The 26827-nt window shown below is 71.5% G+C and carries 24 protein-coding genes; 14 read left to right on the top strand and 10 right to left on the bottom strand.

All coding sequences use genetic code 11. The features are described 5' to 3' along the window. Nucleotides 1–38: 38 nt before the first annotated feature. Together AC1Z4A_RS02495 and AC1Z4A_RS02490 are read right to left on the bottom strand one after the other, a co-directional pair. Nucleotides 39–1025, bottom strand: coding sequence for a hypothetical protein (locus tag AC1Z4A_RS02495; RefSeq protein WP_483676165.1), 987 nt, complete (start codon nt 1023–1025; stop codon nt 39–41). A 181-nt stretch (nt 1026–1206) separates the two neighbouring features. Further along, nucleotides 1207–3084 carry an NHL repeat-containing protein gene (locus AC1Z4A_RS02490; protein ID WP_483676164.1) on the bottom strand — a complete coding sequence of 626 codons (1878 nt, stop codon included), beginning with the start codon at nt 3082–3084 and terminating at the stop codon, nt 1207–1209. Nucleotides 3085–3372: 288 nt separating this feature from the next. Here AC1Z4A_RS02490 and AC1Z4A_RS02485 point away from each other — a divergent pair, with 288 nt between their 5' ends. From AC1Z4A_RS02485 to AC1Z4A_RS02455, 7 genes are all read left to right on the top strand, one after another. Continuing rightward, nucleotides 3373–4290 carry a polysaccharide deacetylase family protein gene (locus AC1Z4A_RS02485; protein ID WP_483676163.1) on the top strand — a complete coding sequence of 306 codons (918 nt, stop codon included), beginning with the start codon at nt 3373–3375 and terminating at the stop codon, nt 4288–4290. 469 nt (nt 4291–4759) lie between these two features. Further along, nucleotides 4760–6208, top strand: a complete 1449-nt coding sequence (locus tag AC1Z4A_RS02480) for an MFS transporter (RefSeq protein WP_483676162.1) — start codon at nt 4760–4762, stop codon at nt 6206–6208. 295 nt (nt 6209–6503) lie between these two features. Next, entirely contained in the window at nt 6504–7646 is a 1143-nt protein-coding gene (locus AC1Z4A_RS02475; RefSeq protein WP_483676161.1) for a pyridoxal-phosphate dependent enzyme, read from the top strand. Continuing rightward, nucleotides 7643–8575, top strand: a complete 933-nt coding sequence (locus tag AC1Z4A_RS02470; RefSeq protein ID WP_483676160.1) for a diiron oxygenase — start codon at nt 7643–7645, stop codon at nt 8573–8575. Before AC1Z4A_RS02475 ends, AC1Z4A_RS02470 begins: the two co-directional genes overlap by 4 nt. Before the next feature lie 62 nt (nt 8576–8637). Beyond that, entirely contained in the window at nt 8638–9612 is a 975-nt protein-coding gene (locus tag AC1Z4A_RS02465) for an ornithine carbamoyltransferase (RefSeq protein WP_483676159.1), read from the top strand. A 64-nt stretch (nt 9613–9676) separates the two neighbouring features. Then, entirely contained in the window at nt 9677–10591 is a 915-nt protein-coding gene (locus tag AC1Z4A_RS02460) for a methyltransferase domain-containing protein (protein WP_483676158.1), read from the top strand. 29 nt (nt 10592–10620) lie between these two features. Then, nucleotides 10621–11748 carry a hypothetical protein gene (locus AC1Z4A_RS02455; protein WP_483676157.1) on the top strand — a complete coding sequence of 376 codons (1128 nt, stop codon included), beginning with the start codon at nt 10621–10623 and terminating at the stop codon, nt 11746–11748. On the opposite strand, the gene thpD is transcribed toward AC1Z4A_RS02455, so the two are convergent. From thpD to AC1Z4A_RS02435, 4 genes are all read right to left on the bottom strand, one after another. Then, on the bottom strand, nt 11693–12640 hold the full coding sequence (gene thpD / locus AC1Z4A_RS02450) for an ectoine hydroxylase (protein WP_483676156.1): 948 nt from the start codon (nt 12638–12640) through the stop codon (nt 11693–11695). The genes AC1Z4A_RS02455 and thpD overlap by 56 nt on opposite strands. A 52-nt stretch (nt 12641–12692) precedes the next feature. Beyond that, the gene (locus AC1Z4A_RS02445) at nt 12693–13652 is read right to left on the bottom strand and encodes an amino acid ABC transporter permease (RefSeq protein ID WP_483676155.1); all 960 of its coding nucleotides are present in this window, start codon (nt 13650–13652) and stop codon (nt 12693–12695) included. Beyond that, nucleotides 13649–14296, bottom strand: coding sequence for an amino acid ABC transporter permease (locus tag AC1Z4A_RS02440; protein ID WP_483676154.1), 648 nt, complete (start codon nt 14294–14296; stop codon nt 13649–13651). The genes AC1Z4A_RS02445 and AC1Z4A_RS02440 overlap by 4 nt, the downstream gene beginning before the upstream one ends. Before the next feature lie 103 nt (nt 14297–14399). Continuing rightward, nucleotides 14400–15320, bottom strand: coding sequence for a glutamate ABC transporter substrate-binding protein (locus AC1Z4A_RS02435; protein ID WP_483676153.1), 921 nt, complete (start codon nt 15318–15320; stop codon nt 14400–14402). A 194-nt stretch (nt 15321–15514) separates the two neighbouring features. On the opposite strand from AC1Z4A_RS02435, the gene AC1Z4A_RS02430 reads away from it, so the two are divergent. Beyond that, nucleotides 15515–16933 (top strand): NADP-dependent succinic semialdehyde dehydrogenase, encoded by a 1419-nt coding sequence (locus AC1Z4A_RS02430; RefSeq protein WP_483676152.1) that lies wholly within the window; start codon nt 15515–15517, stop codon nt 16931–16933. Nucleotides 16934–16963: 30 nt separating this feature from the next. On the opposite strand, the gene dhaK is transcribed toward AC1Z4A_RS02430, so the two are convergent. Continuing rightward, complete coding sequence (dhaK, locus tag AC1Z4A_RS02425) at nt 16964–17956, bottom strand: dihydroxyacetone kinase subunit DhaK (RefSeq protein ID WP_483676151.1); 993 nt, start codon at nt 17954–17956, stop codon at nt 16964–16966. 162 nt (nt 17957–18118) lie between these two features. Here dhaK and AC1Z4A_RS02420 point away from each other — a divergent pair, with 162 nt between their 5' ends. After that, nucleotides 18119–18508, top strand: a complete 390-nt coding sequence (locus AC1Z4A_RS02420; RefSeq protein ID WP_483676150.1) for a hypothetical protein — start codon at nt 18119–18121, stop codon at nt 18506–18508. Between the two features lie 54 nt (nt 18509–18562). On the opposite strand, the gene AC1Z4A_RS02415 is transcribed toward AC1Z4A_RS02420, so the two are convergent. Then, nucleotides 18563–19336: an alpha/beta fold hydrolase gene (locus AC1Z4A_RS02415; RefSeq protein WP_483676149.1), complete on the bottom strand. Its 774-nt coding sequence runs from the start codon at nt 19334–19336 to the stop codon at nt 18563–18565. A gap of 81 nt (nt 19337–19417) precedes the next feature. Between AC1Z4A_RS02415 and AC1Z4A_RS02410 the strand changes: the two genes are divergently transcribed. Together AC1Z4A_RS02410 and AC1Z4A_RS02405 are read left to right on the top strand one after the other, a co-directional pair. After that, on the top strand, nt 19418–19954 hold the full coding sequence (locus tag AC1Z4A_RS02410) for a PadR family transcriptional regulator (protein WP_483676148.1): 537 nt from the start codon (nt 19418–19420) through the stop codon (nt 19952–19954). A gap of 414 nt (nt 19955–20368) precedes the next feature. Further along, nucleotides 20369–21718 carry an amino acid permease gene (locus AC1Z4A_RS02405; RefSeq protein WP_483676147.1) on the top strand — a complete coding sequence of 450 codons (1350 nt, stop codon included), beginning with the start codon at nt 20369–20371 and terminating at the stop codon, nt 21716–21718. On the opposite strand, the gene AC1Z4A_RS02400 is transcribed toward AC1Z4A_RS02405, so the two are convergent. Together AC1Z4A_RS02400 and AC1Z4A_RS02395 are read right to left on the bottom strand one after the other, a co-directional pair. Then, nucleotides 21690–22508: a universal stress protein gene (locus AC1Z4A_RS02400; RefSeq protein WP_483676146.1), complete on the bottom strand. Its 819-nt coding sequence runs from the start codon at nt 22506–22508 to the stop codon at nt 21690–21692. The genes AC1Z4A_RS02405 and AC1Z4A_RS02400 overlap by 29 nt on opposite strands. A 30-nt stretch (nt 22509–22538) precedes the next feature. Beyond that, a complete protein-coding gene (locus tag AC1Z4A_RS02395; protein ID WP_483676145.1) occupies nt 22539–23165 on the bottom strand; it encodes a CBS domain-containing protein in 627 nt (208 codons plus the stop codon). 363 nt (nt 23166–23528) lie between these two features. Here AC1Z4A_RS02395 and AC1Z4A_RS02390 point away from each other — a divergent pair, with 363 nt between their 5' ends. Genes AC1Z4A_RS02390 through AC1Z4A_RS02380 form a run of 3 tightly spaced genes read left to right on the top strand, consistent with a single transcriptional unit; the run spans nt 23529 to nt 26771 of the window. After that, nucleotides 23529–24752, top strand: a complete 1224-nt coding sequence (locus AC1Z4A_RS02390) for an arginine deiminase (RefSeq protein WP_483676144.1) — start codon at nt 23529–23531, stop codon at nt 24750–24752. A 32-nt stretch (nt 24753–24784) separates the two neighbouring features. Continuing rightward, nucleotides 24785–25786, top strand: a complete 1002-nt coding sequence (gene argF, locus AC1Z4A_RS02385) for an ornithine carbamoyltransferase (protein WP_483676143.1) — start codon at nt 24785–24787, stop codon at nt 25784–25786. A gap of 22 nt (nt 25787–25808) precedes the next feature. Continuing rightward, nucleotides 25809–26771, top strand: a complete 963-nt coding sequence (locus tag AC1Z4A_RS02380; RefSeq protein ID WP_483676142.1) for a carbamate kinase — start codon at nt 25809–25811, stop codon at nt 26769–26771. Nucleotides 26772–26827: the final 56 nt, after the last annotated feature.

Raw genomic sequence — 26827 nt, 5'->3', positions numbered from 1 at the left:
TGCTTGCGGCCGGGACAGCTGCTGGTCCGGGTGGTCGCTCAGCTCGTCAGCCGTCTGTGGTGTTCGGGGACCAGAACCTTCGTGGATGCGGGCCGGACCCAGGGTGCAGGCGGGGCGATCTGGAGCAGGCCGTCGGGGTCCGCCTTCCTGACGCCCGTGACGGCACGGCCCTTCGGGCGGAGGGTCAGGCACTTGTTGGGCATGGTGAACGACTGGGCGGAGATCACGCTGGAGTTCACGGTGGAGGGGCTGTCGACCGTGACGTCGTCGGCGTACATGGTCTTGCGGTCGTCGCTGAGCTTGCCCACGACCCTGGCCATCGCGTTGGCGGCGCTGAAGACCACGATGTCGTTCGGCTTGACCGTGATGGTGTAGTCGGTGGCCTCGATGTTCCTGACGAACCACTGGTGGCTGAAGGTGGACTTGAAAGCCGTCTGAAAGGCCGCCTTGGCGCCGAGGACCACATTGTTCATGGTGCCGATGTGGCCGGTGTCCTTGGTGCCGATCTTGTTGCTGTCCTTTGTGCCTTGCTTGCTGCTGTTCTCCACCTTGGCGTCATTCCTTTTCTCGCCACCCCAGGTGGTGGTGGTGTCGTCCTTTGTCTGATCCTTGGTGGACTCCAGGGTCACCTCCTTCGTCGCGTCGGTGTTCACCTGCGCAGTGGTGTTGATGCTGCCCTCGAAGGTGGCGGACCCCGAGATCTCCCCGCCCACGTTGTCCGTGCTGCTGGTCTCCAGCGTGACCGTCCGCTTGGTGACGATGTCGGCGTTGGTGCAGTTGATGATCGCGTTTCCGATCGACGTGACCGCGCTGGTGTACTCGCGGTTGTCGTCCGGGTTGATCTGGAACGAACAGCCCGCCCTGGCGCACTGTTCCAGGACGGGCTCGTAGGAGGGGAGCGGCTTGCCGTGGTCGTACGCCTGCACCTTCGGCATGGGCGGGGCGTCGGCCTGAGCCGGCGGGGCGGTGGTCGCGAAGGTCGCGAGCGAGACCACGGGGACCAGGAGGGTGCGTCGCGTCAGCACCCTCCTGGCTCTCGGGGACGAGGATCTGAGGCGCTTTCTCCGGGACAAGGCGGTCTCCTGTCGGTTGATGGCTACATCGACTTGTCGCCCACTTTTCAGGCCCTCTCATCATCTTTCGGGGCAGATCGGCGGGCGAACGGACAGGGGGAGTGCATCCGCCATTTGATGACAAGTCGACAGATCAGCCCGGCAGGACCGTCGCCACCAGCGGCACCGGAGCGAGGCTGCCCACCTCGGCCGAGCCGTCCTCGTACTGCCCGGGAGCGGCGTGCGGCAGGGCCCGCAGCGGCAGGGTGCACACCAGGGCACCGCTGTCGGCGCCGACGGTGTTGGCGTGGGGGTTGGCCTGGACGACGAGGGTCCTGCTGCCGTCCTCCAGCCGGTACACGACCCGCTTGCCCACCGTGCCGTCCAGCGCGTGCGGATAGCGGAACAGCGGGCGCCCGTCGAAGGTGAAGCCGGTCGGGGCGGTGAAGCGCTGGGCGATCCGCCCGGGGTTCACCGGCCGCCCGGCGGGGGCGACGTACGCGACGTTCACGACCGCCGCCTCACCCGGTGCCGCCTGTGGCACGTTCTCCTGCACGACGGTGAAGGCGTGCTCGTCGGAGACCGGCGCGGGCGCGGCCACCACCACGCTCAGCGTGTGCGCGGTCGTCCGTCCCGCCCCTCGCCGGAGGGTGAGCGTGGCCTCGTACCGGCCGGGCGGGGAAGTCTCGGGCGCCCGTACGGCGAAGAGCCCGTCCAGCGCGCCGCCGGACGCGAGGGAGCCGCCCGGGAACGTACGCCGCACGGGCCCGCGCGTCCCTTCCTCCGCCGTGACGAGACCTTCCGGAAGGGCGAGTTCGACGACCAGCCCGGCGCCGTCGTCCCCGGGCGCGCTCGACGGGCCGACCCTGGCGCCGAGGAGGAACTCGCGGCCGTGCCGCACGGTGGCTGGAGCGACGAGCGTCACCGCGAGCGCGCCGATGTCCGGGTCCGGTGCGGCGGCCCCGGGGGCGCCGACCAGCGTGCCGATGCGGCGGACGCGGTGACTGTCGCACTCGGCGACGAGCAGGTCGCCCGCGCCCGCCACGGCGACGGCGCGGGGGAAGTACAGCTCCGCGCCCAGGGCGGGGCCGCCGTCCTCGTCGTGGTCCGGTGCGCTGCCCCCGGCCACCGTGGTGATGCGCCCGTCCGGGGCGACCGCACGGATGCGCTGGTTGAGGGAGTCGGCGAGGTACAGATTGCCGTCGGCGTCGAGGTCGACGCCGCGGGGCTGGTCGAGGCGGGTCCGCTCGGCGGGGCCGCCGTCGCCGTCGTAGCCGGGGCGGCCCGTGCCGGCGGCGGTGGTGATGACGCCGTCGGGGGAGACCTTGCGGACCCGGTGGGTCCAGCAGTCGGCGATGTAGAGGTTGCCCCGGCTGTCGGTCGCGACGTCGATGGGGTTGCGCAGGGCGCTCTGCGGGCCGGGAACGCCGTCGTCGCCGAAGCCGGGCTCGCCCGTGCCCGCGACGGTGGTGATGGTGCCGTCCGGTGCGATGCGGCGTACGCGGTGTCCCTTCCACTCCGCCACGTAGAGGTTTTCGGCGGCGTCCAGGGCGAGGCCGCGCGGCTCGTTGAAGAGGGCCAGGAGGGCGGGTCCGCCGTCGCCGCCGTGGCCGGGCCTGCCGGTGCCGGCGACCGTGGTGATGATTCCGTCGGGGGAGACCCGGCGTATGCGGTGGTTCCAGTAGTCGGCGATGTAGAGGTTGCCCTCGGCGTCGAGCACCAGGCCGCCGGGCTCGTTGAGCAGGGCCTCGGTGGCGGGGCCGCCGTCGCCGCCGTAGCCGGGCTTGCCGGTTCCCGCGACGGTGGTGATGGTGCCGTCCGGTGCGATGCGGCGTACGCGGTGTCCCTTCCACTCCGCCACGTAGACATGGCCGCTGCCGTCGGCCGCCACGGCCCGCGGCTGGTCGAGTGCGGCACGGAGGGCGGGGCCGCCGTCACCTCCGGAGCCCGCCTCGCCCGTGCCCGCGATGGTGGTGATGACGCGCTCCGCGATGGGCGCGGCGTCGGTGCCCGTACCGTCGATGGCCGTCATGGTCGGCTCTCCTCCCTGGGGCGGGTGGTGCTGTCGCGGTGTGCTCCTCGGGTGTTCGCGGTGCCGGGGCCGGTGCCGGGGCGCAGTCGGATTCCGGCCGGAACTCCTCACGTTAGGGCGCAGTCGCCGTCTTCCGACAGCCGGTTCTCCGACGTTGATGGACCGTCATCCCTGCCCGCCACATGACGGGTTCGCATCCGTTTACGTGGAACTGACGCACTGTCACCATATGGCGGGCAGGCAGCCGGACCCGGTACGCGAACCGGTCCCGAGGACGAGGAGCCGACCATGGCCGCACCCCGCGAGCACGACCCGGCGACGCAGCGGAAGCCCTGGCAGTGGGAGGAGCACGAGTGGCGGAGTCATGTCGAAAAGGTCCGCGCCGGGCGGAGCTTGAAGCCGGCGCAGTGGCCGCAGGGCGCCCGGGCCGCCGTCGCCCTCTCCTTCGACACCGACCACGAGACGATCCCCCTGCGCGACGGACAGACCGGGCCCGGCAAGCTGTCCCAGGGCGAGTACGGCGCCCGGGTCGGCTCCCGCCGGGTGCTGGAGCTGCTGGAACGGCGCTCCATACCCGCCACGTTCTTCGTGCCGGCCGTCTGCGCCCTGATGCGCCCTCAGGAGGCGCGCGGCTACACGGACCGCGGGCACGAAATCGGTATTCACGGCTGGATCCACGAGCGCAACATGGAACTCGAGCCCAAGGACGAACGCGAGCTGGCCTTCCGGTGCGCCGACACACTGGAACGGGTCGGCGGACAGCGGCCGGTCGGAATCCGCACCCCCTCCTGGGACTTCAGCGACCACACCCTGGAGACCATCCGGGAACTGGGCCTGCTCTACGACTCGTCGCTGATGGCCGACGACGAGCCGTACGAGATTCTCGCCCACGGCGAGCCCACGGGCATCGTGGAACTGCCCCCGGAATGGATCCGCGACGACGACATCTACTTCGAGATGGACCGGTATGCGCCGCTGCGTCCGCACGGCATGCCACGCCAAGTCGTGGGCGGCATCTGGCGGGACGAATTCGACGTCGCCTACGCGGAGGGCGGGCTCTTCCAATTGACCATGCATCCCCATGTGATCGGCCATCGCTCGCGCATCGTCGTGCTGGACGAACTGCTCGATCACATCGCGGGCCATCAGGGGATCTGGTACGCCACGCACGCCGAAGTCGCCCGGTACGTGAAAGAACATTCGTAAGCGCGGACGTTCCAGCGCTCGAAGAAAGAACCGGTAGCAATGCGCCGGAGTTCTTTCGATCCGAAGTGCGATACCGCTCCCGTCCCCGCACTGTTGGGAAGGGGGTGGCTTTGCTAAAGTGTCCTCTGCTCATCTTCCGAGAGTAGTTCGGAGGGTACTGGGGATGAACCGCAAAAACATATGATCGACCGCCGACTCAACGTCAGCGAGTGCGGCCGTTCCTGTGAACGGAAAAGCGAACCGACGCGCTGGAAGCCGGGGCGCTCTGACCCTTGATCAGGCTTCTGATCAGGAAGAAGCCTGTGGTCGCCCCGGTCGCCGTCCCTACCGCTTCGCGCACCGTCAAACCCTCCGAGTGTATGGCGCCCCCTTCGTTCAGGGCGGTTCTCGCCTGCTCGGGCTGGATTCAGGAACGCGCATGAGAAACATTCGGGCGACGCGCGATTTCCCGCTCGCGTTGCGATTGCTATTGCTCAATCAGTTTGGCATCGACATCGGGTTCTACCTCCTCATGCCGTTCCTCGCGGCATATCTGGAGCAGGGCCTGGGAATGTCGGCCGCGCTCGTCGGCCTGGTCCTCGGCGCGCGGAACCTCAGCCAGCAGGGGCTGTTCATCCTGGGCGGCTCCGCGGCCGACCGGCTCGGCCCGCGGGTGGTGATCATCACCGGCTGCGCGCTGCGGACCGTGGGCTTCGCGCTCTTCGCCTTCGGGAGCACGCTGCCGCTGCTGCTCTGCGCCTCCGCGCTCACCGGGCTCGCCGCGGCGCTGTTCTACCCGGCCGTACGGACCTACGTCGCCCTGGAGTCGGGCGACCGCAAGGCCGAGGCGTTCGCGCTCCTCAACGTCTATGCCACCAGCGGCTCGCTCCTCGGACTCCTGCTGGGCAGCGTGCTGTTCCTGGCCGACTTCCGGCTCTGCGCCCTGGTGGCCGCGGCCGTCTTCGGAGCGCTGACCATCGCCCAGTCCTTGGTCCTGCCGACGCGCGGCGTCGCCCCCCGCGGGCCCTCCGCGACCGTCCTCGCGGACTGGCGCGAAGCCTTCTGCAACCGCAGGTTCCTGCTGTTCTCCTTTGCCACCACCGGCATGTTCACCATGGAGAACCAGCTCTACCTGCTTCTGCCCGAGGGAGCGCTGCAGGCCTCGGGCTGGAAGGGCTCGGCCGGCGTCCTGCTGGCCGCGGGCGCGCTCGCCAACATGATGTTCCAGCTGCGCATCACCAGAGCGCTGGAGCGCAACGGCGGCGGCACCCGGTGGGTGCCCTCGGGGCTCGTCGTGATGGGCGTCAGCTTCCTGCCCCCGCTGCTGGTCTGCAGCACCGAGGCACCGGCGAGCACGGGCGCGGTGGTCATGCGGATGCTCGTCATGGTCGCCGGATCGGTGATGCTCTTCTTCGGCATCATGGTCGCCCACCCGACCGTGATGGAGATGATCCCGCAGTTCGGCCGCGAGAGCCTGACCGGCACCTACTTCGGGCTGTTCTACGTCTTCTCGGGGCTCGCGGCCACCGGCGGCAACGCCGTCGTCGGCCGGGCCATGGACATCGGCAAGCAGACCGGCATGGGGTGGCTGCCCTGGGTGTGCTGCCTGTCCTTCGGGCTGGCCTCCGCGGGGGCGGTGACCCTCCTCTACCGGGTGGGGCTGCTCCAGCACCACCGGGGGCCCGTGCTCAGCGGAGTGCCCGTGGCCGAGGGCCCGAAGGTCAACGGGACCGGCATGTCCGTCGTGAAGCGCGCGGCCGCCCCGGTGGTGCCCGTGGCCCCCTCGGCCGCGAAGGCACCCAAGGGCCCGGCCCCGGCCCCGGCCCCGGCACTGGACGCGGCGGTCGGCGACGGCATCCTGCCGCAGGACCCGGCCCGGCTCCCCGCCCCGGCCCGCCCCACCGAGGACGCCAACTCCCAGGATCAGCCTCCCCGCTGACACGGCCGACCGGTCCGGCGATTCCGGACCCCGGACGACGGACGGTCCCTTCCGCCGGGTGCCCCACGGGCACCCGGCGTTCCCGTGCCCGGGAATTCCGGCCACGCCGGGAAATGCCCTGCGCCCGCCCGCCGGACCGCCGGAACGCTCTGACTACCCTTCCCGGACAGGGAATTATGCGGCTGTCATGAACTCGGTCCGCATGAAGCTGGCGTGTTCACCACCTTGAGGTTCGCTCGATCCGCCCATAAATTCGAAGATCCGGGGACAGGTTTCCGGATCGGCGAAGGGGCCGGTGCACGGGCAGTCTCGGGGAGGCGTCTTGGCGGGCCTTGCGGACGGTCGCGCGAATCCGTCGAGGGAAGGCAGTTCTCCGGTGCCGTTCACTCCGGTTGTCGCTCTTCAGCTTTCCGTCGAGGGCCGTCCCGGAACCCTCTGGCTCAAATTGGAGTCGCACAGTCCGCACGGCTCCGTGAAAGGCCGCACCGCGCTCGCGCTCTGGCACGACGTGGCCGACCGCGTCGACCCGGAATTCGGCATCATCGAATCGACCTCGGGCAACCTCGGGCTGGCCCTGGCCGGGGTCGCCGCGGCCCACGAGGTCCCGTTCACCGCCGTCGTCGACCCCAGGAGCAGCGCCTCCCTCGTCGACGCCGTGCGCTCGCTCGGCGGGCACGTGGTCAGGATCGACGAGCCGGACGGCGCCGGCGGCTACCTGCTCTCCCGGCTCGCCTACATCCGCGACCGCCTGGCCGCCCAGCCCCGGCTGATCTGGCCCAACCAGTACGCCAACCCGGCCAGCCCCGCGGTGCACGCCCGCGAGACCGCACCCGAGCTACGCGCGCAGACCCGCGGCCGGACGACCAGCGTCCTGATAGCGGTCTCCACCGGAGGCACCCTCGCCGGCTTCCGCGACTACCTCGCCGCGGCCCGGCCCGACTGGGAGCTGTTCGGCGTCGACGTCGTCGGCTCGGCCGCGCTCGGTGGCCCCTCCGGCCGGCGGGTGCTGTCCGGCATCGGCGCCAGCCGCCCCTCGGCGTTCCTGCCCCGGGGCCACCGGCCCGCCGTCCGCGTCACCCCCGAGGACGCCGTGAGCGCCTGCCTGTGGCTGGCCGAGTCCACCGGCGTGGGCGTCGGCGGCAGCTCGGGCGCGCTGATCGCCACCGGGCTGCGCCTGCTCCGCGACGGGCCCCACCGCACGGACGTGGCCTGCCTCTGCCCGGACGGCGCCGACCGGTACCTCGACACCGTGTACTCCGCGACCTGGCGCGAACGCCGGGGCCTGGCACCGGTGGACGTCGCCCGCGGAGTGGAGATCCTCAGCATCACCCACCCGCCGCGCGCCCCCGCCTCGGGCGGCGCGGCCTGGTCCGTGGCCCGGGGCGCCGTGGTTCCGGACGAACTTCCGGACGAGTTTCCGAAGGGACGCCTCCCATGACCGCCGACGAGCCGAGACGCGAGTGGTACGACCGGGCCGGGGTGCGCACCGACCCGCGCCGCCGGCTGCGCGGCGAACTGGACGAAGGCCTGCTGTTCTTCCCGCCCGCCCTCGTCCCCTACCTCCGCCACCCCCACGTGGCGCGGCTGCCCGAATCCTGCCGGACGGAACTCCTCGCCCGGAACCTCTTCCAGTACCTCATGTTCACCACCCAGTTCGAGACCCGCGTGGTCAACCGTGCCACCGAGCGCATCGCGGGCGGGCGCTGCGGCCTCGACCTGCGCGCCGAGGACCGGCTCGACGCCTACCGCATCTATGTCGACGAGGGATACCACTCCCTCTACAGCCTCGACGTCGTCGAGCAGGTTTCCACCGCCGCCCGCATCGCCCCGGACCCGTACGACTTCGACCCCTTCCTCGACCGCCTCGACGCGGTCGGCGAGGAGGCCCTGCCGGACGAGCCCGTGCTGGCGCAGCTGCTCCAGGTCGTCGTCTTCGAAACGCTGATCACCGCACTCCTCAGCGACGTGCCCAAGGACCCCCGCGTGCTGACCGTCGTCCGCGACATCGTCCGCGACCACGCCCGGGACGAGGGCTGGCACCACGCCTTCTTCACCAGGTTCTTCCGCGAGCTGTGGGCCGGGCAGCAGGCCGGCTGCCGCGGGCGGATCGCCCGCTGCCTGCCGGGCCTGATCCGCTCCAGCCTGCTGCCGGACCTCCGGCCGGTGCGGACCGGGCTCGCCGCCGTCGGGCTGTCCCCGCCGGAGGTGGAGGACGTCGTGCGCGACTGCTACCCGGACGACCGGATGAACGCCGGCATCCGGGCGGCCGCCCGGCATGCGCTCCGGCTCTTCGAGGAGACCGGGGTGCTGGACGTGCCGGGCGGCCGGGCGGCCTTCGAGGAGGCCGGGCTGGTGCCCCTGCCCTGACCGCCCGGGGAGCCGTCCGCGGCCCGCCCCGGGAACCTGCCGCACTCACGAGACGAGGTTTCATGGCCGACACCTCCCTTCCGACGGAGCCCGGGCGGAAGCGGCCGGAGAACAGCCTGTTCTCGCTGGCCGAGCTGCCGCCCCCGCTGATCACGGGCCTGGCCGCACGGTCGGTGGAGCTGTTCCACGACGCCCGGGCCCACGACCGTCCGCTGGCCGGCCGGGTCGTGGGGATCCTCTTCACCAGGACCTCGACCCGGACCCGTACCGCCTTCACCGTCGGCGCCGTCCGGCTGGGCGCCGCCCCGGTCGCCTACGGCCCCGGCGACCTCCAGCTCAACACGGGCGAGACGGTGAGCGACACCGGCCGCGTACTGGGCTCCATGCTCGACGCCCTGGTCGCCCGCACCGCCGGGCCCCTCGACGAGCTGCGGCTGCTCGCCCGCCGGGGCGGGCTGCCGGTCGTCAACGCCATGGCCGCCGAGGAGCACCCCAGCCAGGGCATATGCGACCTCGCCACGCTCGCCCTCACCTTCGGCGACCTCACCGGCATCCGCGTCCTCTACGTGGGCGAGGGCAACAACACCGCGGTCGCCCTGGCCCACGGCCTCGCCGCGATCCCCGGCGCCCGGGTCACCTTCGCCACCCCGGCGGGGTACGGGCTGCCGGAGGACGAGCTGCGGACGGCGCGGCGGCGGGCGGCGGCGGCCGGCGCCCGCGTCGAGCAGATCCACGGGCTCGGCCCGGCCCCGGCGGAGGTGGACGTCGTCTACACCACCCGCTGGCAGACCACGGGCACCGTCAAGCCCGATCCCGACTGGCGCGAGGTGTTCCGCCCGTTCCACGTCGGCGAGGCGCTGCTGGACCGCTGGCCCCGGGCGTCCTTCATGCACGACCTGCCCGCCCACCGGGGCGACGAGGTCGCGGGGAGCGTCCTCGACGGCCCCCGCTCGCTGGCCTGGACCCAGGCCGCCATGAAGCTGTCCAGCGCAATGGCGATCCTCGAATGGGCGGCCGGAGGCCCGGACACGTCCTGACGGCCGGGGCCCGTCCCCGCGACCTCCCGCCAACCGCCCGTACCGCCCACCGACAGGGGTCCCCATGCCGCCAGTCTCCCGCGTCCCGACCTACGAGCACCTGACCGGCGAGGACTTCGTCCCGCCCGGCTCGCCCCAGGTGTTCTTCGAGCCCGCCGACACCGAGATCGGCGTCTGGGTCGTGCAGGACCTCGTCACCGACGGCTGTTCCGTGCTGGACCTCGGATCGGGCAGCGGCGCCGCGGCCGCCGCGATGGCCCGGGCCGGCGCCGCCCGCGTGCACGGCGTCGACTCGGGCGCCGAGACCGTCGCCTGGGCCGACGGGCACTACGCCTCCCGGCAGGTCACCTTCGCCCGCGGCGACTTCGCCGAGATGTCCACCGAACAACTGCTGGCCACCGCGCCCACCCCGCTGCCCCGGCCGCTGATCGTCACCAGCAACCCGCCCTACGTCCCGCTCACCCTGCGCGCCGCCGCCCAGCGGCGGTCCATCAGCGGTGGCACGGACGGACTGATGTGGGCGCCCGCGATCATCGGGCACGGCCGTGCGCTCCGCTGCGACCTGGGCCTGACCATCGGCAGCTACTCCTCGCCGCGCAAGGCGGTGCGGCTCCTGGAGGAGGCCGGGTACCGGGTGCACGCCGTGACCCTGTGTCCGCTGCCGCTGGGCGAGTTCACACGGCAGAACTTCGAGCAGGTGCTCGCCCTGGAGGAGGCGGAGGAGGCCGTCCTCTGGCGGACCGGGCAGGGCACGCCCGCGTACTTCATCGTCGGCCTCGCCTGCCGGTGGATAGGGGGTGCGGACGCGGACGGCAAGCCCGACCGGCTCAGCGGCGACGGGCTGCTGGAGTTGCTGCGGATCGCCGCCCGCTCGCGCACGTCCCGGCTGGAGGCGCTGGACGGGCCGCGCCCCGACGACTGGTCCGGCCCGCTGCGTGTGCTGGACCTGCCGATGGCCGTGGTCCGCCACCACTGGTGAAGGGTGAAGGGGAAGAAGGGGAAGACGCCGTGGCCACCCACCGTCCCGTGCTCGTCTCGCCCGTCAGCGTCACCGTCGGCGCCGTTCGCCACAGCGCCGACTTCATCAGACCCCGGCTGCAGGCGTCCGGCCACGACCGCGTGGTGCTGCACGCGGGCGTGCAGATCAACGGCGCCCCGCACCTGGGCACCAGCGTCATGCAGACCGCCGCCTTCCTGCTGGCCCAGGCCGCGAGGGAACGATTCGGCACATCCGTCCTCATCCGCTTCGGCGCCCTGGACAACGCCCCGTACGAGACCCGCGAGTGCCCCCGGACCGGCACGCTCTACGAGCGCTCCTTCCGGGACGCGCTGGGCGGGAAGCACGTCGAGCAGCTGGCCAGGGACTACTACGGCGCTCACTTCGACGCGCTGTCCGCCGCCACCGGGGTGCCCTACGAACTGGAGACCTACACGAGCCAGCAGTCCGGGCCCGCGTTCCGGGAGGAGTTCCTGGCGTCCCTGGCCCGGATGGACGAGCTGCGCTGGTACCTCGCCCCGTCCGTCGGCACCGTGCCGGTGAGCTTCCCCTGCCCCCGCTGCGGCTGGTCGCAGAAGCACGGCGAGCAGACCGAGCTGCTCGGGGCGAGCACGCACGCGGCGCAGTTCGCGGCCGTCTGCCTCGACCACGGCGCGTACCGCGTGGAAGTCACCGCCGGCACGGACACGTTCATCGGCCTGACGACCCTTCACCGCAACCTGATCAAGGAGCGCGCGGCCGCCCGCGAGGACTCCCTCCCGGTGATCGTCAAAGGTGCCGACTGGGCGCCGGGCTGCCGGCTGCTGGACGAGGCGTTCCTGTGCTGCGCCGGGGCGGCGTCCCTGCCGGCGCGCGTGTTCACGCCCGTGATCCTCTCCGACTCGGGTGCCAAGCTGTCCAAGACGCTGATACGGGAAGGGACGGCCGACCTGTCCGCGGAGACCGAGCCCTGGATGCTCGACGCGTCGCTGTGGGAGGGACCGGCCGAGGAGTACGCGCGCATGCTGCTGGACCTCGTCGGCCGGATGCTGTCCGATCCGCGCCACTTCGAACGCGGCTACACCACGCGGGAGGTCGCCCGCCTCATCGGCCGGACGCCGGGCCGGAGTCCGGGCTGCGCCGGGGGACCGGGACGATGACGCGGTTGGCCAGGTACCGGGGGCGGGGCCTGGGCGCCGCGTAGGGAGTGCCGAGGGCGTTGCGCACGCTGTTGTAGACGACGAAGAGATTGGTGCGCGCGAAGGGCGAGGCGTTTCCGCTGGAGGCGTGCAGGCAGTTGCAGTCGAAGAGCACGGCCGAGCCCGGCGCCCCGGTGAACTGCCGGATCCCGTGCCGCTCGGCCAGGGCCGTCACACCCGCCCGGTCCGCCGAGCCCGCCGGGAGGTTCTTCCCCAGCAGCGACAGCTTGTGGTAGTCGTCCGGCGTCTCGCCGACCGACGGGACGAAGGTCCGGTGCGAACCGGGGATGATCATCAGGGGGCCGTTGAACGGCATGTTCTCGGTGAGGGCGATGGACAGGCTCAGCGCCCGGGGCGCGGGCATGCCGTCCTCGGAGTGCCAGGTCTCGAAGTCCGAGTGCCAGCCGAACTTCGAACCGCCGAACGCCGCCTTGTAGTTCACCCTGCTCTGGTGGACGTACACGTCCGAGCCGAGGAGCTGCCGGGCCGGACCGGCCAGTGCCTCGGAGTGGATGACCTCGGCGAACACCGGGGACAGCTCGTGCACCTCGAAGACGGACCGGATGCCCTCCGAGTCCGGCTCCATGACCATCCGCTCGTCCCCGCGCAGCGCCTCGTCCTCGGCGAACCGCGCGATCTCCTCGCGGCATGCCGCCGCTTGACGGTACGTCAGCAGTGCCTCGAAGGTGAGGAAGCCGTCGCGGTCGTACGCCGCCAGCCGTTCCGCGTCCAGCGGGCCGTCCTCGGGAGCGCCCCAGACGACCGGGTGACTGCGGTCCACCGGGACGGACTCGGTCACATAGCGGGTGGGATACGGGTCGTGCAGGGCATCGGGAGCCGGGGACGAGGCCATCGCCGCTACTCCTGGGCATCGGGGACACCGGAAGGGTGGTGTTTCCACATTTCTACAGCCTTGGTCCCGCGGCAAATCCGTTGCGGGGGTTTTCGGTCATGGTCTCCGGCAACGGTCGGTTCCGGAGCACGGGCCGCCACTGCCCGCGGTGCCGGGCCAGCCGTCTGGCGAAGGAGGACAGGGCGAGGCACATGCCGATGTACATCGGGCCGACCACGAGGAGCACGGGTATGTAGGGATAGCCGGAGGGGGTCGCGGTGTTCTGCGCCAGGAGCTTCCCCGCGTAGAGGAGTTCCTCGTACGTGATGATGAAGCCGAGCGAGGTGTCCTTCAGGGTGACCACGATCTGGCTGACGATGCTGGGCAGCATGGACCGCACGGCCTGGGGCAGCACCACGGTCGTCGTCACCTGGGTCTTGCGCATGCCCAGCGCGTACGCCGCCTCCAGCTGCCCCCGGGGCACGGCATTGGCCCCCGCGCGCAGGATCTCCGCTTGCACCGAGCCGTTGTAGAGGGCGATCCCGATGACCAGCGCCCAGAGCGTGGGGCCGGCGAAGTTGTCCGCGAGCCAGCTGCCCGTATGCCCCAGCTCCGTGCGGAGGAGACGGGCGACGGAGGCGACGCACGAGCGCAGCCAGCCGGTGTTGTAGAGCGCGAAAATCATGATGAGCAGCGGCATGGCGCGGAAGAACTCCACCAGCGCGGCGGCCGGCCAGCGCAGCAGCCGGTGGTCGGAGAGCCGCCCCGCGGCGAGCAGCAGACCGAGCAGCAGCGAGAGGACGACGCCGAGCGCGAAGGCCTTGAGCGTGTCCACGGCCCCGATCAGGATGCGGCGCTGCACGCCCCTGTAGGTGAACGCCTCCCACATCTCGGAGGTGAACTGCCCGGCGTCGTAGAGCCGGATGAACACATAGCAGGCCAGCGCGGCCGCGCCGAGCGTCGCCAGCACGCCGAGCAGCAGGTTGCGGCGCCGGGCGCGCGGGCCCGGGACGTCGAACAGGACGGAACTCATCGTGCCACCGTCAGCCGGTGCTCGAGCAGCCGGAAGACAGCGCTGATCGTCAGGATGAGCAGCAGGTAGGCCACGGAGACCCACAGGAAGACGGTCAGGATGGCGTAGCCCTTCTCGGCCAGTGTCTTCTCCACGCTGAACAGCTCGTAGACGCTGAAGCCGCCGGCCAGGGCCGAGTTCTTGGTCAGGGTGATCAGCAGGCTGCCGACGGGCGGCACGGCCACCCGGCCGGCCTGCGGCAGCACGACCAGGAAGGCCGTCTGCGCGAAGGACATGCCCAGGCTGCGGGCCGCCTCCGCCTGGCCGATGTCGACGGTGTTGACGCCCGAGCGGAGCGCCTCGCAGACGAACGCCGCGGTGTAGCCGCCCAGGGTCAGCACGGCGAGCGTGAAGTAGCTCAGCCCGGACAGCCCGACCATCGGCAGCCCCAGGGTGACCCCGAAGAACAGCAGGGTGAGCGGGGTGTTGCACAGGACGGTCACGCCTGCGGCGCCGAACGCGCGCAGCGGCGGGACCGGGCAGACGCGGAACAGGGTGAGCAGGGTGCCCAGGCCGAGGGCGAGCAGCGTGCTGAGGCCGGTCAGGGCCACGGTACCGAGGAACCCTCTGCGGAAGAGGTCGAAGTTGTCCAGCAGTACGTGCACGTCGCCTCCGTGGACTGGCGGGCCCCGCGTGCCGGGCCGGACGGGTGGGCTCTGCGGTCGGGTGGGCACGCGTGTGTGCGTGGTCGTGCCGTGGCCCGCCGGGTCAGTACCGGATCACCTCCGGAGGGGCGGGGGCGGGCCGGCCGGAGCGGCCGAGCGTGGCGTTGTAGGCGCGCAGCCAGTCGCCGTTGCGGCGGTGGTGGTCGAGGGCGTCGTCGATCGCGTTCCGCAGGACCTTGTCGCCGCGGACGAGCCCGATGCCGTAGGGCTCCTTCGAGAAGGGCCGGCCGACGACCCGGAGCCTGCCGCCGTTCTGCGCCGCGTACCCCTTGAGGATGGTGTCGTCGGCGGTGACCGCGTCCGTCTCGCCGCTGATCAGGTCCTGGACGCACTGCGCGTAGCTGTCGTGCGAGCTGACCTTGGCGCCGTACCGCGGACTGCTGATGCGCTCGAAGGGAGTGGAGCCGGTCACCGAGCAGACCCGCCTGCCCTTGAGGTCGGCCGGGCCGCGGATGGCGCGGTTGCCCTGCGCGACCAGCAGGTCCTGTCCCGCGATGTAGTACGGACCGGCGAACGAGACCTGCTTCTTGCGCTCGTCGTTGATGGTGTAGGCGGCGACGTAGAAGTCGACGTCCCCCTTGGATATGGCCGTCTCCCGGCCCAGCGGCGACACCGTCTTCCAGGTGATCCGGCCGGGGCCGTAGCCGAGGTCCGCGGCGACCATCCGGGCGATCTCCACGTCGAAGCCGAAGCGGCGGCCGGTGACGGGGTCCTCGAAGCCCAGGAAGGGGTGGTCGGACTTCACCCCGATGACGATCCGGTGGGCGGCCTTCGCGCGCTTGAGCACCGGGGACCCGGCGACGGGCGCGTTCTGCTCGACCGGATAGTCCGGACGGTGGTCGCCGGCGCCGATGAGCGCGGCCACGCTGCCCGGGGGCACGCCCTCGCGGCCGAAGAGGACGAGCGAGGCCGAGGCCAGGGCGAGCAGCGCGACAACCGGTATCAGGGGACTCGTCGGCCTCATTCTGCTCCAGGTGAGAGAGAGGGGGATCATCAGGGCCATCCGAGACGAAAATCAGCATACCGACGGACGGAGGCTCCGCCACCCGTGGTGTGCTCCTGAACGCCTCTTCGGGTCGATGCGGTGTCCGGCGTGCAGGGTTGTGGCCGACGTGCGTACGCCTTGCGCGGCCGGGCCCGGCACCGCAGAGTCGAGACATGCCCATCGCTACGGTGAATCCCGCGAACGGCGAGACCCTCAAGACCTTCGACGAACTGGGCCCCGAGGAGATCGAGCGCCGGCTGGCCGGTGCCGAGGCCGCCTTCCGGCGGTACCGCACCACGGGCTTCGCCGAACGGTCCCGGCTGCTGGTCCGCGCCGCGGAGCTGCTGGACGAGGACCGGGAGGACATCGCCCGGACCATGACCACCGAGATGGGCAAGCCGCTGGCGGCCGCCCGCGCCGAGGCGGCGAAGTGCGCCAAGGCCATGCGCTGGTACGCCGCGCGGGCCGAGGAGCTGCTGGCGGACGAGCGCCCCCCGGAGACGGAGGTCAAGGACGCCGGGGCCGTGCGCGCCCGGGTCCACTACCGGCCGCTGGGCGTGATCCTGGCCGTCATGCCGTGGAACTTCCCCCTCTGGCAGGTCGTCCGGTTCGCGGCCCCCGCCCTCATGGCGGGCAACGTGGGCCTGCTCAAGCACGCCTCGAACGTGCCGCAGACCGCGCTGTACCTGGAGGACCTCTTCCGCCGCGCCGGCTACCCCGAGGGCTGCTTCCAGACCCTGCTGATCGGCGCGCGCGCCGTCGAGGGAGTCCTGCGCGACCCCCGGGTGGCCGCCGCCACGCTCACCGGCAGCGAGCCCGCGGGCCGCTCGGTCGCGGCGGTCGCCGGGGACGAGGTCAAGAAGACGGTGCTGGAGCTGGGCGGCAGCGACCCGTACGTCGTGATGCCGTCCGCGGACGTCGAGCGCGCCGCGCGGACCGCGGTGACGGCCCGGGTCCAGAACAACGGCCAGTCCTGCATCGCCGCCAAGCGCTTCATCGTGCACACCGACGTCTACGACGCGTTCACCGCGCGCTTCACGGAGCTGATGGCCGCGCTGACCGTCGGCGACCCGATGGCCGAGTCCACGGACGTGGGCCCCCTCGCCACCCGGCAGGGCAGGGAGGACCTGGAGGAACTGGTCGGCGACGCCCTGGGCCGGGGCGCCACGGCCCTGTGCGGCGGGCAGCGGCCCGCCGCGCCCCCGGAGCTGACCAAGGGCTGGTACTACGAGCCCACGGTCCTGGCCGGCATCACCCCCGCGATGCGCATCCACCGCGAGGAGGCGTTCGGCCCGGTCGCCACGCTCTACCGGGTGCAGGACATCGACGAGGCGGTGGCCGTGGCCAACGACTCGCCGTTCGGTCTCAGCTCCAACGTGTGGACGCGTGACGAGGACGAACAGCAGCGCTTCGTACGGGACATGGAGGCCGGAGGCGTCTTCTTCAATGGGATGACGGCCTCCCACCCGGCGTTCCCCTTCGGTGGAGTGAAACGCTCCGGGTACGGCCGGGAGCTGTCGGGGCACGGCATCCGCGAGTTCTGCAATGTGACGACGGTGTGGCACGGGGCGGAGCCGGGGGAGGGGGCGTAGCCCCTCCCCTTGGCGGACCGTGCGGGCCGCTCAGCGGCCCCAGCGCAGCCCCGCGGTCTGCACGGGTGCGTCCCACAGGCGCAGCAGCTCGTCGTCCACCTGGCACAGCGTCACCGTGGCGCCCGCCATGTCGAGAGAGGTGACGTAGTTGCCCACGAGCGTCCGCGCCACCGGCACCCCGCGCTCGCGCAGCACGCGGTGCACCTCGGCCGTGAACCCGTACAGCTCCAGCAGCGGAGTGCCGCCCGCGCCGTTGACCAGCACCAGGACGGGGGCGTTCGGCTGCAGGTCCTCCAGCACCGCGTGCACCGCGAAGTCCGCGATCTCGCCCGAGGTCATCATCGCCCGCCGCTCCCGGCCGGGCTCCCCGTGAATGCCGACGCCCAGCTCCAGCTCCCCGGCCGGAAGATCGAAGGTGGGGCTGCCCTTGGCCGGCGTCGTACAGGCCGCGAGCGCCACGCCGAAGCTCCGCGAGGCCTCGTTCACCCGCCGCGCGATCGCCTCCACGCGCTCCAGGGGCGCACCCTCCTCGGCCGCGGCCCCGGCGATCTTCTCCACGAACAGCGTGGCCCCGGTGCCGCGCCGCCCGGCGGTGTAGAGGCTGTCGGTCACGGCGACGTCGTCGTTGACGAGCACGCTGGCGACCTGGATGCCCTCGTCCTCGGCAAGCTCGGCGGCCATGTTGAAGTTGAGCACGTCGCCCGTGTAGTTCTTCACGATGAACAGCACGCCCTTGCCGCTGTCGACGGCGGCCGCGGCCCGCACCATCTGATCGGGCACGGGCGAGGTGAACACCTCCCCGGGGCAGGCGGCGTCGAGCATGCCGGGCCCGACGAACCCGCCGTGCAGGGGCTCGTGCCCGGACCCGCCGCCGGAGATCAGCCCGACCTTCCCCGTGACGGGGGCGTCACGGCGGACGATCACACGTCGCTCGACGTCGACGTTCAGCTCGGGGTGGGCGGCGGCCATGCCGCGGAGGGCGTCGGGGACCACGGATTCGGGGACGTTGATGAGCATTTTCATGCGGGCTCCTCCAGTTGTCTGACGGTATGTCAGTCCGGCCGGGTGCTGCTCAGCGTGGTGACCTCAGGGTACGGGAACAGCAGAGGCGTCCTGTCGTCTTCCCGATTGAGTGCAATTCCCCAGCAGCGGCTACGCTTTGGTCCTTCTTGGGAAGGGGCGCTGATGGGCACCAGATTTATTGAGGTAGACGAATCGCGGCAAGGTGAGCCGGGTGTGCGGAAGGGAGGCAGAACGTTGACGGTGGGAGACCAGTCCATCACCCAGGAGGCATGGGTGAAGGTGGAAGCTTACGACGACCTCGATCCGACCGTGACCGGGGACGTCCATCTGCACACGTTCGCAGTCCCGGGTATGGAAGTGCGGGTAGGGGCCGCGAAGAATGATGAGGGCGGAGGCGGCGAATTCGAAACCCGGTTGGTGCCCTCCGTCCAGTATTACGAGATCGAGCTTGGGCCCGATTCGCTGAACAAGCTCCATGATGCGCTCAAGCCCTTCATTGAAGCCGCGAAGGAATGCGAGCCGCCAAAGGGACGTAAGGTACGCGCCAAGTAGCGCACAATGCCCCCTCGATGAGGGGGCATTGCCATGGTTCCCTGTTCTGCCGGGTCAGGCGCCCCGCAGAGCACGAGCGGTTTCTCGAGCGAACGCATCCGCGTTGTCCAGCATGATGTTGTGCCCGCAGTCCGGGATGGACACGAGGGAGACCCCTGCTTCGACGAGCTGCTTCGCGGCGGCGAGCGGGCCGTCGTTCTCGGGGCGCAGGTAGGTCCGTGGAATCGTCAGGCCCAGCAGCAGCTGACGGACGGTGGGCTCGGTGCCGCGGGCGAGGTGTACCGCGCTGCGGTGGAGTGCCTCGAGGCCGGCCAGTCGCATCGTGGACCACCAGTGCGGTCCGACGGCTTCGCGGGTTTCCTGCCATTCACCGTCGAGGAACTCTTCTTCGGTGCAGGCGGCGATGCCGCGTGTGCCCGGCCGGCCGCGCGTAGGGGGCACGGGGTCGAGGTTGGCGTCGACCAGGACCAGGCGGGCGACCAGGTGCGGGTGGCGATGGGCAAGCACGACGGCGACCGCGCCGCCCATGCTGTGCGCGACGACGTCGGCCGCCCGGACGCCGGCTGTCTCAAGGGCCGTCGCGAGGGCGTCGGCGTGGTCTTCGAGGGTGTAGTCGACGTTCGTCGGGCGGTCGCTGATGCCGAAGCCGAGCATGTCGATCAGGAGCGAGCGCGGGCCGGCGAGGACGGGGTGGACGGCGACGGCCGCGAAGTACGGACTGGAGGAGGCGCCCAGTCCGTGCAGGTAGACCCGGGGGTGCCGCGGGTCTCCCGGTATCTCCACCCAGCGGATCCGTGCCCCATCGGGTGTCACCTGGGCGTCGCGCATGTCTCCTCCTCGGCCGGTTCAAAGCATCGCCGGGACTATACATCGTCATCGATGTATAGCGGGGTGAGGGATAATGCTGCTGTGCTGGAGTTGGCAATCCTGGGTTTCCTGTACGAGCAGCCGCTGCACGGCTACGAGCTGAAGCGGCGTGTTGCGCACCTGACCGGTCATGTCCGGCCCATCGCGGACGGCACGCTGTATCCGGCGATCAAGCGGCTGGAGAAAGCGGGTTGGCTGAGCCGCCGGACCGAGCCCGGAAGCAGAGCGGCTCCCCGGCATGTGCTCACCTTGACCGACGGGGGGCGGGACGAGCTGCGGCGTCGTCTGCGGGAAGCCCGCGGTGTGGAGATCAGTGACGAGAACCACTGGTTCACCGTCCTGGCCTTCCTGCGTCAGCTCGACGACCCGGAGCAGCAGGCGGCTGTGCTGCGGCGCCGTCTGGACTTCCTCCAGGAGCCGAGCAGCTTCTTCTACGAGGGCGAACGACCGCTCGGAGCCGAGGAGTTCGACGACCCGTTCCGGCAGGGAATCCTGAAGATCGCGCGTGCGACGAGCCAGGCAGAGGTGCACTGGTTGAACGCGACCTTGAAGGCGCTCGCGCATCAGGCCTCGGGCTGACGGACGTCGTCAGGGGGCCGTCTTGCGCGTGTCCGGCCGCCGGCTGCTGCTCTCGGCACCCTCGCCGCCCGGTTCTACGACCGACAGGTGCGCACCCACCTCACACCCGAGATGCGGGACTTCATCGGCCGCCAGGCCATGGTCTTCCTGGCAACGGCCGACTCCCGCCCGTCCCAAGGACTCGGACTATTTCAACCAGGTCCCGTACACCACACTGGCCGAACCTTCCGTGAGGAACGCGGTGGCGGCGCGGGGACGGCCCAGCCGACCGGCCCTGCCCGGGCGCGGACCGTTCGGCCGGGGCGCGGGCCTTCCGGGGGCCGGGCGGGGACGTAAGGCCCCACGACGGGCGCCCCCGGCGCGACCAGGATCAAAGGCGTTCTGTTCGGCCTCAGCACGCACAGGAGCCCCGTGATGCACAAGCACCCAACGCCGTCCGTGGATCCGGCACCGGACGCGGCGGCGCCGTCCTCCTTCGGCCTGCCCACCGCGACCGCTCTGATCGTGGGAAGCATCATCGGCACGGGCGTGTTCGCGCTCCCGTCCGCCCTGGCCCCCTACGGACCCATCTCGCTCGTCGCCTTCGTCGTGGTCACCCTGGGCGCCCTGGCCCTGGCGGTCACCTTCGGGCGGCTGGCCGAGCGGGTGCCGGGCAGCGGCGGCCCGTACATCTACGCCCGGGAGGCGTTCGGGGAGTTCGCCGGGTTCCTCAACGCCTGGTCGTACTGGATCACTGCCTGGGCCGGGAACGCGGCCATCGCGGTGGCCTGGGTCGGCTATGTGGAGGTGTACGTCAACACCGGGCACCACAAGTGGCTTTCGATGACCATCGCGCTGACCGGGCTGTGGATACCGGCCGCGGTCAACCTGGCCGGGCTGCGCTCCTTGGGTGCCTTCCAGGTCGTCACCGCGGTGCTGAAGTTCGTCCCGCTGATCCTGATGGCCACGGTGGGCCTGTTCTTCATGCACACCCGCAACTTCGGCGCGTTCAACGCCCATGGCGGCTCACCGCTCGGCGCCGTCTCGGCCGCGGCGGCGATCGCGCTGTTCAGCTACATCGGGCTGGAGACCGCCTCGGTCGCCGCGGGCCGGGTCCGCGACCCCGGGCGCAACGTCCCCCGCGCCACCGTCTACGGCACCCTGGCCTGTGCCGTGGTCTACCTGCTGGGCACGCTCGCCGTCTTCGGTGCCGTCCCGCACCGGCAACTCCTCGACTCCACGGCGCCGTTCAGCGACGCGGCCAACCAGATGGCGGGCGGCGGCACCTGGGCGGGCGACCTGGTCGCCCTCGCGGCGATCGTCTCCGGCATCGGCGCGCTCGGCGGCTGGACCATGATCTGCGCGGAGATGCCGGACGCGGCCGCGCGGGACGGGCTGTTCCCGGAGGTCTTCTCCCGCAGGCGGGGTGACGTCCCGGTCTTCGGCATCCTCGCCTCCACCGTGCTGGCCTCGCTGATCACCATCGCCGCCTACAGCAGCTTCGACCAGGTCTTCACCACCATCGTGCTGCTCAGCGTGCTGACCTCCGTCATCCCCTACCTCTTCTCCGCCGCCGCCCAGCTGTTCTGGCTGCTGACCCACCGGCGCTCCCTCGCCCCTGGGCGCTTTGCCCGTGACACGGCGATCTCGGTGTCGGCACTGGCCTTCTCCTACTGGTCGCTCCAGGGCAGCGGATACCGGACCGTCTACTACGGCCTGTTCACCGTCCTGCTGGGTGTCCCCGTCTACATCTGGCTCAAGTACCGTCGGGGCGAGTACGCATGACCCGCCGGACGATCGCCACCGGACAGCGCGCACGCCGCAGCACAGCGTCGCCGGACGCACCCAGGGACGTGCCAGGCAGCCCGTACGGCGGCGCCCCGAGGACCACCAGGTCGGCCCTCGTGGTGGTGCACAGCAGCGCGATGTGTACCGGTCGCCGCACCGGATGGGTGACCAGCGGCACCTCGGGGTGGGCGGCGGTCGCCGTGCGCAGCGCCGCATCCATGGCCAGGGCCCAGGGCCGCTCCCGTTCCCCGTCGGGCCAGGCGTAGACCGCCTCCACCTCGCAGCCCCGCGCCGCCGCCTCGGCGAAGGCGAACACCAGCGGGGCACCTGCCGGGCGGCGGCGGTCGATGTCGGCGACGACCCGTGACATCCGGCCCGCCACATTGAAGGGGCGGCCGCGGACCACGACCACCGGGCAGTGAGCGTGCGCGGCGACGGCCGTGCTCACCTGCCCCGGCGGCGCGGCCGCCTGACCGGCCGGGCCGGGTGCGCCCACCACCAGGACCGATGCGGCGTACGAGGCCGCCAGCAGTGCCACCACCGGGTCGTTGAAGGACAGCTCGGCGGAGACCTTCAGCCGGCAGCAGCGCCGCTCGGCACGTTCGGCGGCCAGGGCGCAGACCTCTGCGGGGCAGGGACCGGCCGGACGCCGGTGCGACGGGCCGCTCGGGACGGCATGGAGGATCCGCAGCGGCAGACGGTGCCGGACGGCGGCGTCCACCGCCCAGTCCACCGCCCGCAGTCCTCCGGGGGAGCCGTCGGTGCCCACCACGACGGGGAGTTCCATCTCCGCTCGCCTGCCTTTCGTCCCGCCCTCTCAATCGGCCTGTTCGCCCTCGGAGTTCTCGACGGCGAGGTGGCTGACCACGCCGGTCACGCCGTCCAGCCGCCAGACGCCCCGGATCAGCGGGGGGACGGCCGCGGCCGGTACCGTGCCCTGAAGGTGGACGACCCCCTCGTGCACCCGCACGGTCACGGCGCCGGGCAGGGAGCGGCCGGCGGCCGGCAGCACGGTGTCCCGTACCCGCTGCTCGATGCCGCTGTCCGGCCGTATGAAGAGCCGCAGCAGGTCCTGGCGGGTGACGATGCCGATGAGCCGGTCGGCCTCGTCCACCACCGGCAGCCGGTTGACACCGTGCCGGTCCATGACCCGTGCCGCGTCGGCGGCCGGCTGCTCGGGGTGAACGGTGATCGCGGGGGTGGTCATGAGTTCCGCTGCCGTGGCGTCCATGGGCGGCCCGGTGGGCCGGCCGTGTTCGGCGGTGCGCCGACGCGACAGATCGGTCTCGGAAACCACGCCGACGACCTTGTCGTCATGGTCGATCACCGGTATCCCGCTGACGCCCCGGGTCCGCATCAGCGCCGCCATGACCGGCAGCGCGGTGGAGCGCCGGGCGTGGACGACCTGGCGGGTCATCACGGAAGCCACGATGGGTTGCCACATGACGGCCTTTCCTTTCCTGTCCGCTGTCCTCCGGCCGGGCACCTCGGGCGAAGCCCCGCGCCTCTACCAGACTCCCCGGCCCGGCGGAGCACGGCGCGGGCCGACCGTCCTGACGGGCGTCCCGTTCCGGTGGGCCGGACGGCCCTGACGGGCGTGCGTCCAACGGCCCTGGTGCGCGGAGCCGGTCCCGGCCCGGAGACGGTGCGGGACTGAAGGTCCCTGCGGGGTGGCCGGTGCATGGGGGTCGTACGTGCCGGAGCCGGGGCCTTGTGGCGGCCCTGGAACCACGGGTGCGGGTGACAGGTTGGAACCGTTCCACCCGGGGCCGCTGCGGCGGCCGCCGGGTTCCGGGAGGGAGACCTGATGAACTTCCATGTGGATTCCGAGGCGGGCCGGCTGCGGCGGGTCATCCTGCACCGCCCCGACCTGGAGCTGAAGCGGCTGACCCCGTCCAACAAGGACGAGCTGCTCTTCGACGACGTGCTGTGGGTGAAACGGGCGCGCGAGGAGCACGACGCCTTCGCCGACACCCTGCGTGACAGGGGAGTCGTGGTCCACTACCTGACCGACCTGCTGACCGAGGCGCTGGCCCGGCCGGCCGCCCGCACCCTGGTGTGCGACCGGGTCTTCGACGAGCGGGACTTCGGCCCGCTGGCCACCGACCGGATGCGCGACGCCTTCGACGCCATGGGACCGGCCGAGCTGACCGGGTACCTGATCGGCGGCATGACCAAGCGGGAGCTCGGACAGCGGCTGGGCAACGTGCCCAGCGTACGGCTGCACGCCATGGCGCCCGACGACTTCGTGCTCGCCCCGCTGCCCAACCACTTGTTCACCCGTGACACCTCCTGCTGGATCTACGACGGAGTGAGCGTCAACGCGATGCGCAAGCAGGCGCGGCGCCGGGAGACCATCCACTTCGAGGCGATCTACACGCTTCACCCGCTGTTCGAGAAGCAGGAGTTCCAGCGGTGGTCCGACGGGCAGGCCGGCCACCCGGCCACCCTGGAGGGCGGCGACGTCCTGGTCATCGGCAACGGCGCGGTGCTGGTGGGCATGAGTGAACGCACCACGCCGCAGGCCGTGGAGGCGCTCGCCCTGCGTCTCTTCGCGGCCGGCTCCGCCCGGCGGGTGGTGGCCCTGGAGATGCCCAAGAAACGCAGCTTCATGCACCTGGACACGGTGATGACCATGGTCGGCCCCGACACCTTCACCACATACGCGGGCCTGGGCGCGCTTCCCTCCTGCACCATCGAACCCGGCGGCGACGGCGAGAAGCTGAAGATCACCGATCACGCTCCGGCGGAGATGCACCAGGCCATCGCCGACGCCCTCGGGCTGCCGTCGGTCACCGTGCTCACCGCGACCCAGGACGTGCACTCCGCCGAGCGCGAGCAGTGGGACGACGGCTGCAACGTCCTCGCCGTCGAGCCGGGCGTGGTCGTCGCCTATGAGCGCAACGTCACCACCAACACCCACCTGCGCCGCAACGGCATCGAGGTCATCACCATCCGGGGCAGCGAACTCGGCCGCGGCCGCGGCGGTCCGCGCTGCATGAGCTGCCCCGTCGAGCGTGACGCCGTCTGACCGGCACCCCCGAGGACAAGGAGAGCCCCACCATGGCCACCAACCTGCGCCACCGCAGCTTCCTGAAGGAACTCGACTTCACCCCGGCCGAGTTCCGTCATCTGATGGACCTCGCCGAGCAGCTGAAGGCGGCCCGCAACGCCGGTACCGAACGGCAGCGGCTGCGCGGCAAGAACATCGCCCTGCTGTTCGAAAAGACCTCCACCCGTACGCGCTGTGCCTTCGAGACCGCCGCCTACGAACAGGGCGCCCACGTCACCTACCTGGACCCGGCGGGCTCGCAGATGGGCCACAAGGAGTCCGTCCGGGACACCGCCCGGGTGCTGGGCCGGATGTACGACGGCATCGAGTACCGGGGCAGTGCCCAGCGCGTCGTGGAGGAACTGGCCGACTTCTCGGGTGTGCCGGTGTTCAACGGGCTGACCGACGAGTGGCACCCCACCCAGTCGCTGGCCGACGCGCTGACCATGTGGGAGCACACCGACAAGCCCCTGCACGAGATCGTCTTCGCCTACCTCGGTGACGCCCGCAACAACGTCGCCAACTCCCTTCTGGTCATGGGCGCGATGCTGGGCATGGACGTGCGCCTGGTCGGGCCCGCGGCCCTGGAACCCGAGGCGGACGTGGTGAAGGAGGCGCGGCGCATCGCCGAGGGGACCGGCGCCCGCATCACCCTCACCACGGAGGTCGGCGAGGGCGTGGCGGGAGCCGACTTCCTCTGCACCGACGTCTGGGTCTCCATGGGCGAGCCCAAGGGGATCTGGGACGAGCGCATCGCCCTCCTCAGGCCGTACCAGGTGACCATGGACGTCCTGAAGGCCACCGGCAACCCGCGGGTGAAGTTCATGCACTGCCTGCCCGCCTTCCACGACGACCGGACCACCGTCGGCGCCGAGGTCCTCGCCCGTACCGGGCTGACCGCCCTCGAAGTCACCGACGAGGTCTTCGAGTCGTCGCACTCCATCGTCTTCGACCAGGCGGAGAACCGCCTGCACACCATCAAGGCCGTCCTCGTCGCCACCCTCGGCGACTGACCGATACCGCAAGGAAGTCGTCATGCGCGTCGTCGTAGCGCTCGGCGGAAACGCCCTGTTGCGCAGGGGCGAGCGGCCCGATGCCGCCGTCCAGCAGGCCAACGTCCGGGCGGCCGTGGCCGCCCTGGCTCCCCTCGCCCGCCACCACGAGCTGGTCATCACCCACGGCAACGGGCCGCAGGTCGGCCTGCTCGCCCTGCAGAGCGCGGCCGATCACAGCCTCACCTCGCCCTATCCCTTCGATGTGCTGGGAGCCGAGACCCAGGGCATGATCGGCTACTGGCTGCTCCAGGCGCTGCAGAACGCCCTCCCCGGCCGGCAGGTGTGCGCCCTGCTCAATCAGACACTGGTGTCCGCCGCCGACCCGGCTTTCGGCAACCCCACCAAGTTCGTGGGGTCCGTCTACGGGAAGGCGGAGGCCGAACGGCTGGCCGCCGAGCGGGGCTGGACGGTACGGCAGGACGGTGACCACTGGCGGCGGGTGGTCCCCTCGCCCGAGCCCCGCCGGGTGGTGGAGACCCGCCTGATCCGCCTGCTGCTCTCCTCCGGCGCCATCGCGGTGTGCGCCGGGGGCGGCGGGGTTCCGGTCGTCCGTGACGAGGGCGGGCACCTCACCGGGGTGGAGGCCGTGGTCGACAAGGACCTCACCGCCGCCCTGCTCGCCGAGGCCCTGGACGCCGACGCCCTGCTGCTGCTCACCGACGTACCGGCGGCGATCCGGGGCTATGGAACCCCCGGGGCCGAGCCGATCCGGCACACCACCCCCGGGCGGCTGCGCGCCGAGGAGTTCCCCGCCGGGTCGATGGGCCCCAAGGCGGAGGCGGTGTGCCGGTTCGCCGAGCACACCGGCGGCATGGCCGCCATCGGCGCCCTCGCCGACGCCGAGGCCATCCTCGCGGGCGCCGCCGGCACCGTCGTCACCCCCGGCGGCCGGCCCTTCCCCGCCGGCGCCGCGGTCCGGGCCCCGGGTACCGTCCCCGTCTGACCGGGCGCCGCGCGGCGGGATGGGGCCGTTCAGCCCTAGCTGCTCCTGCCGCCGGT

The organism is Streptomyces sp. 17_S59 (assembly GCF_056930295.1).
This window is presented reverse-complemented; position numbering and strand designations above follow the sequence as displayed.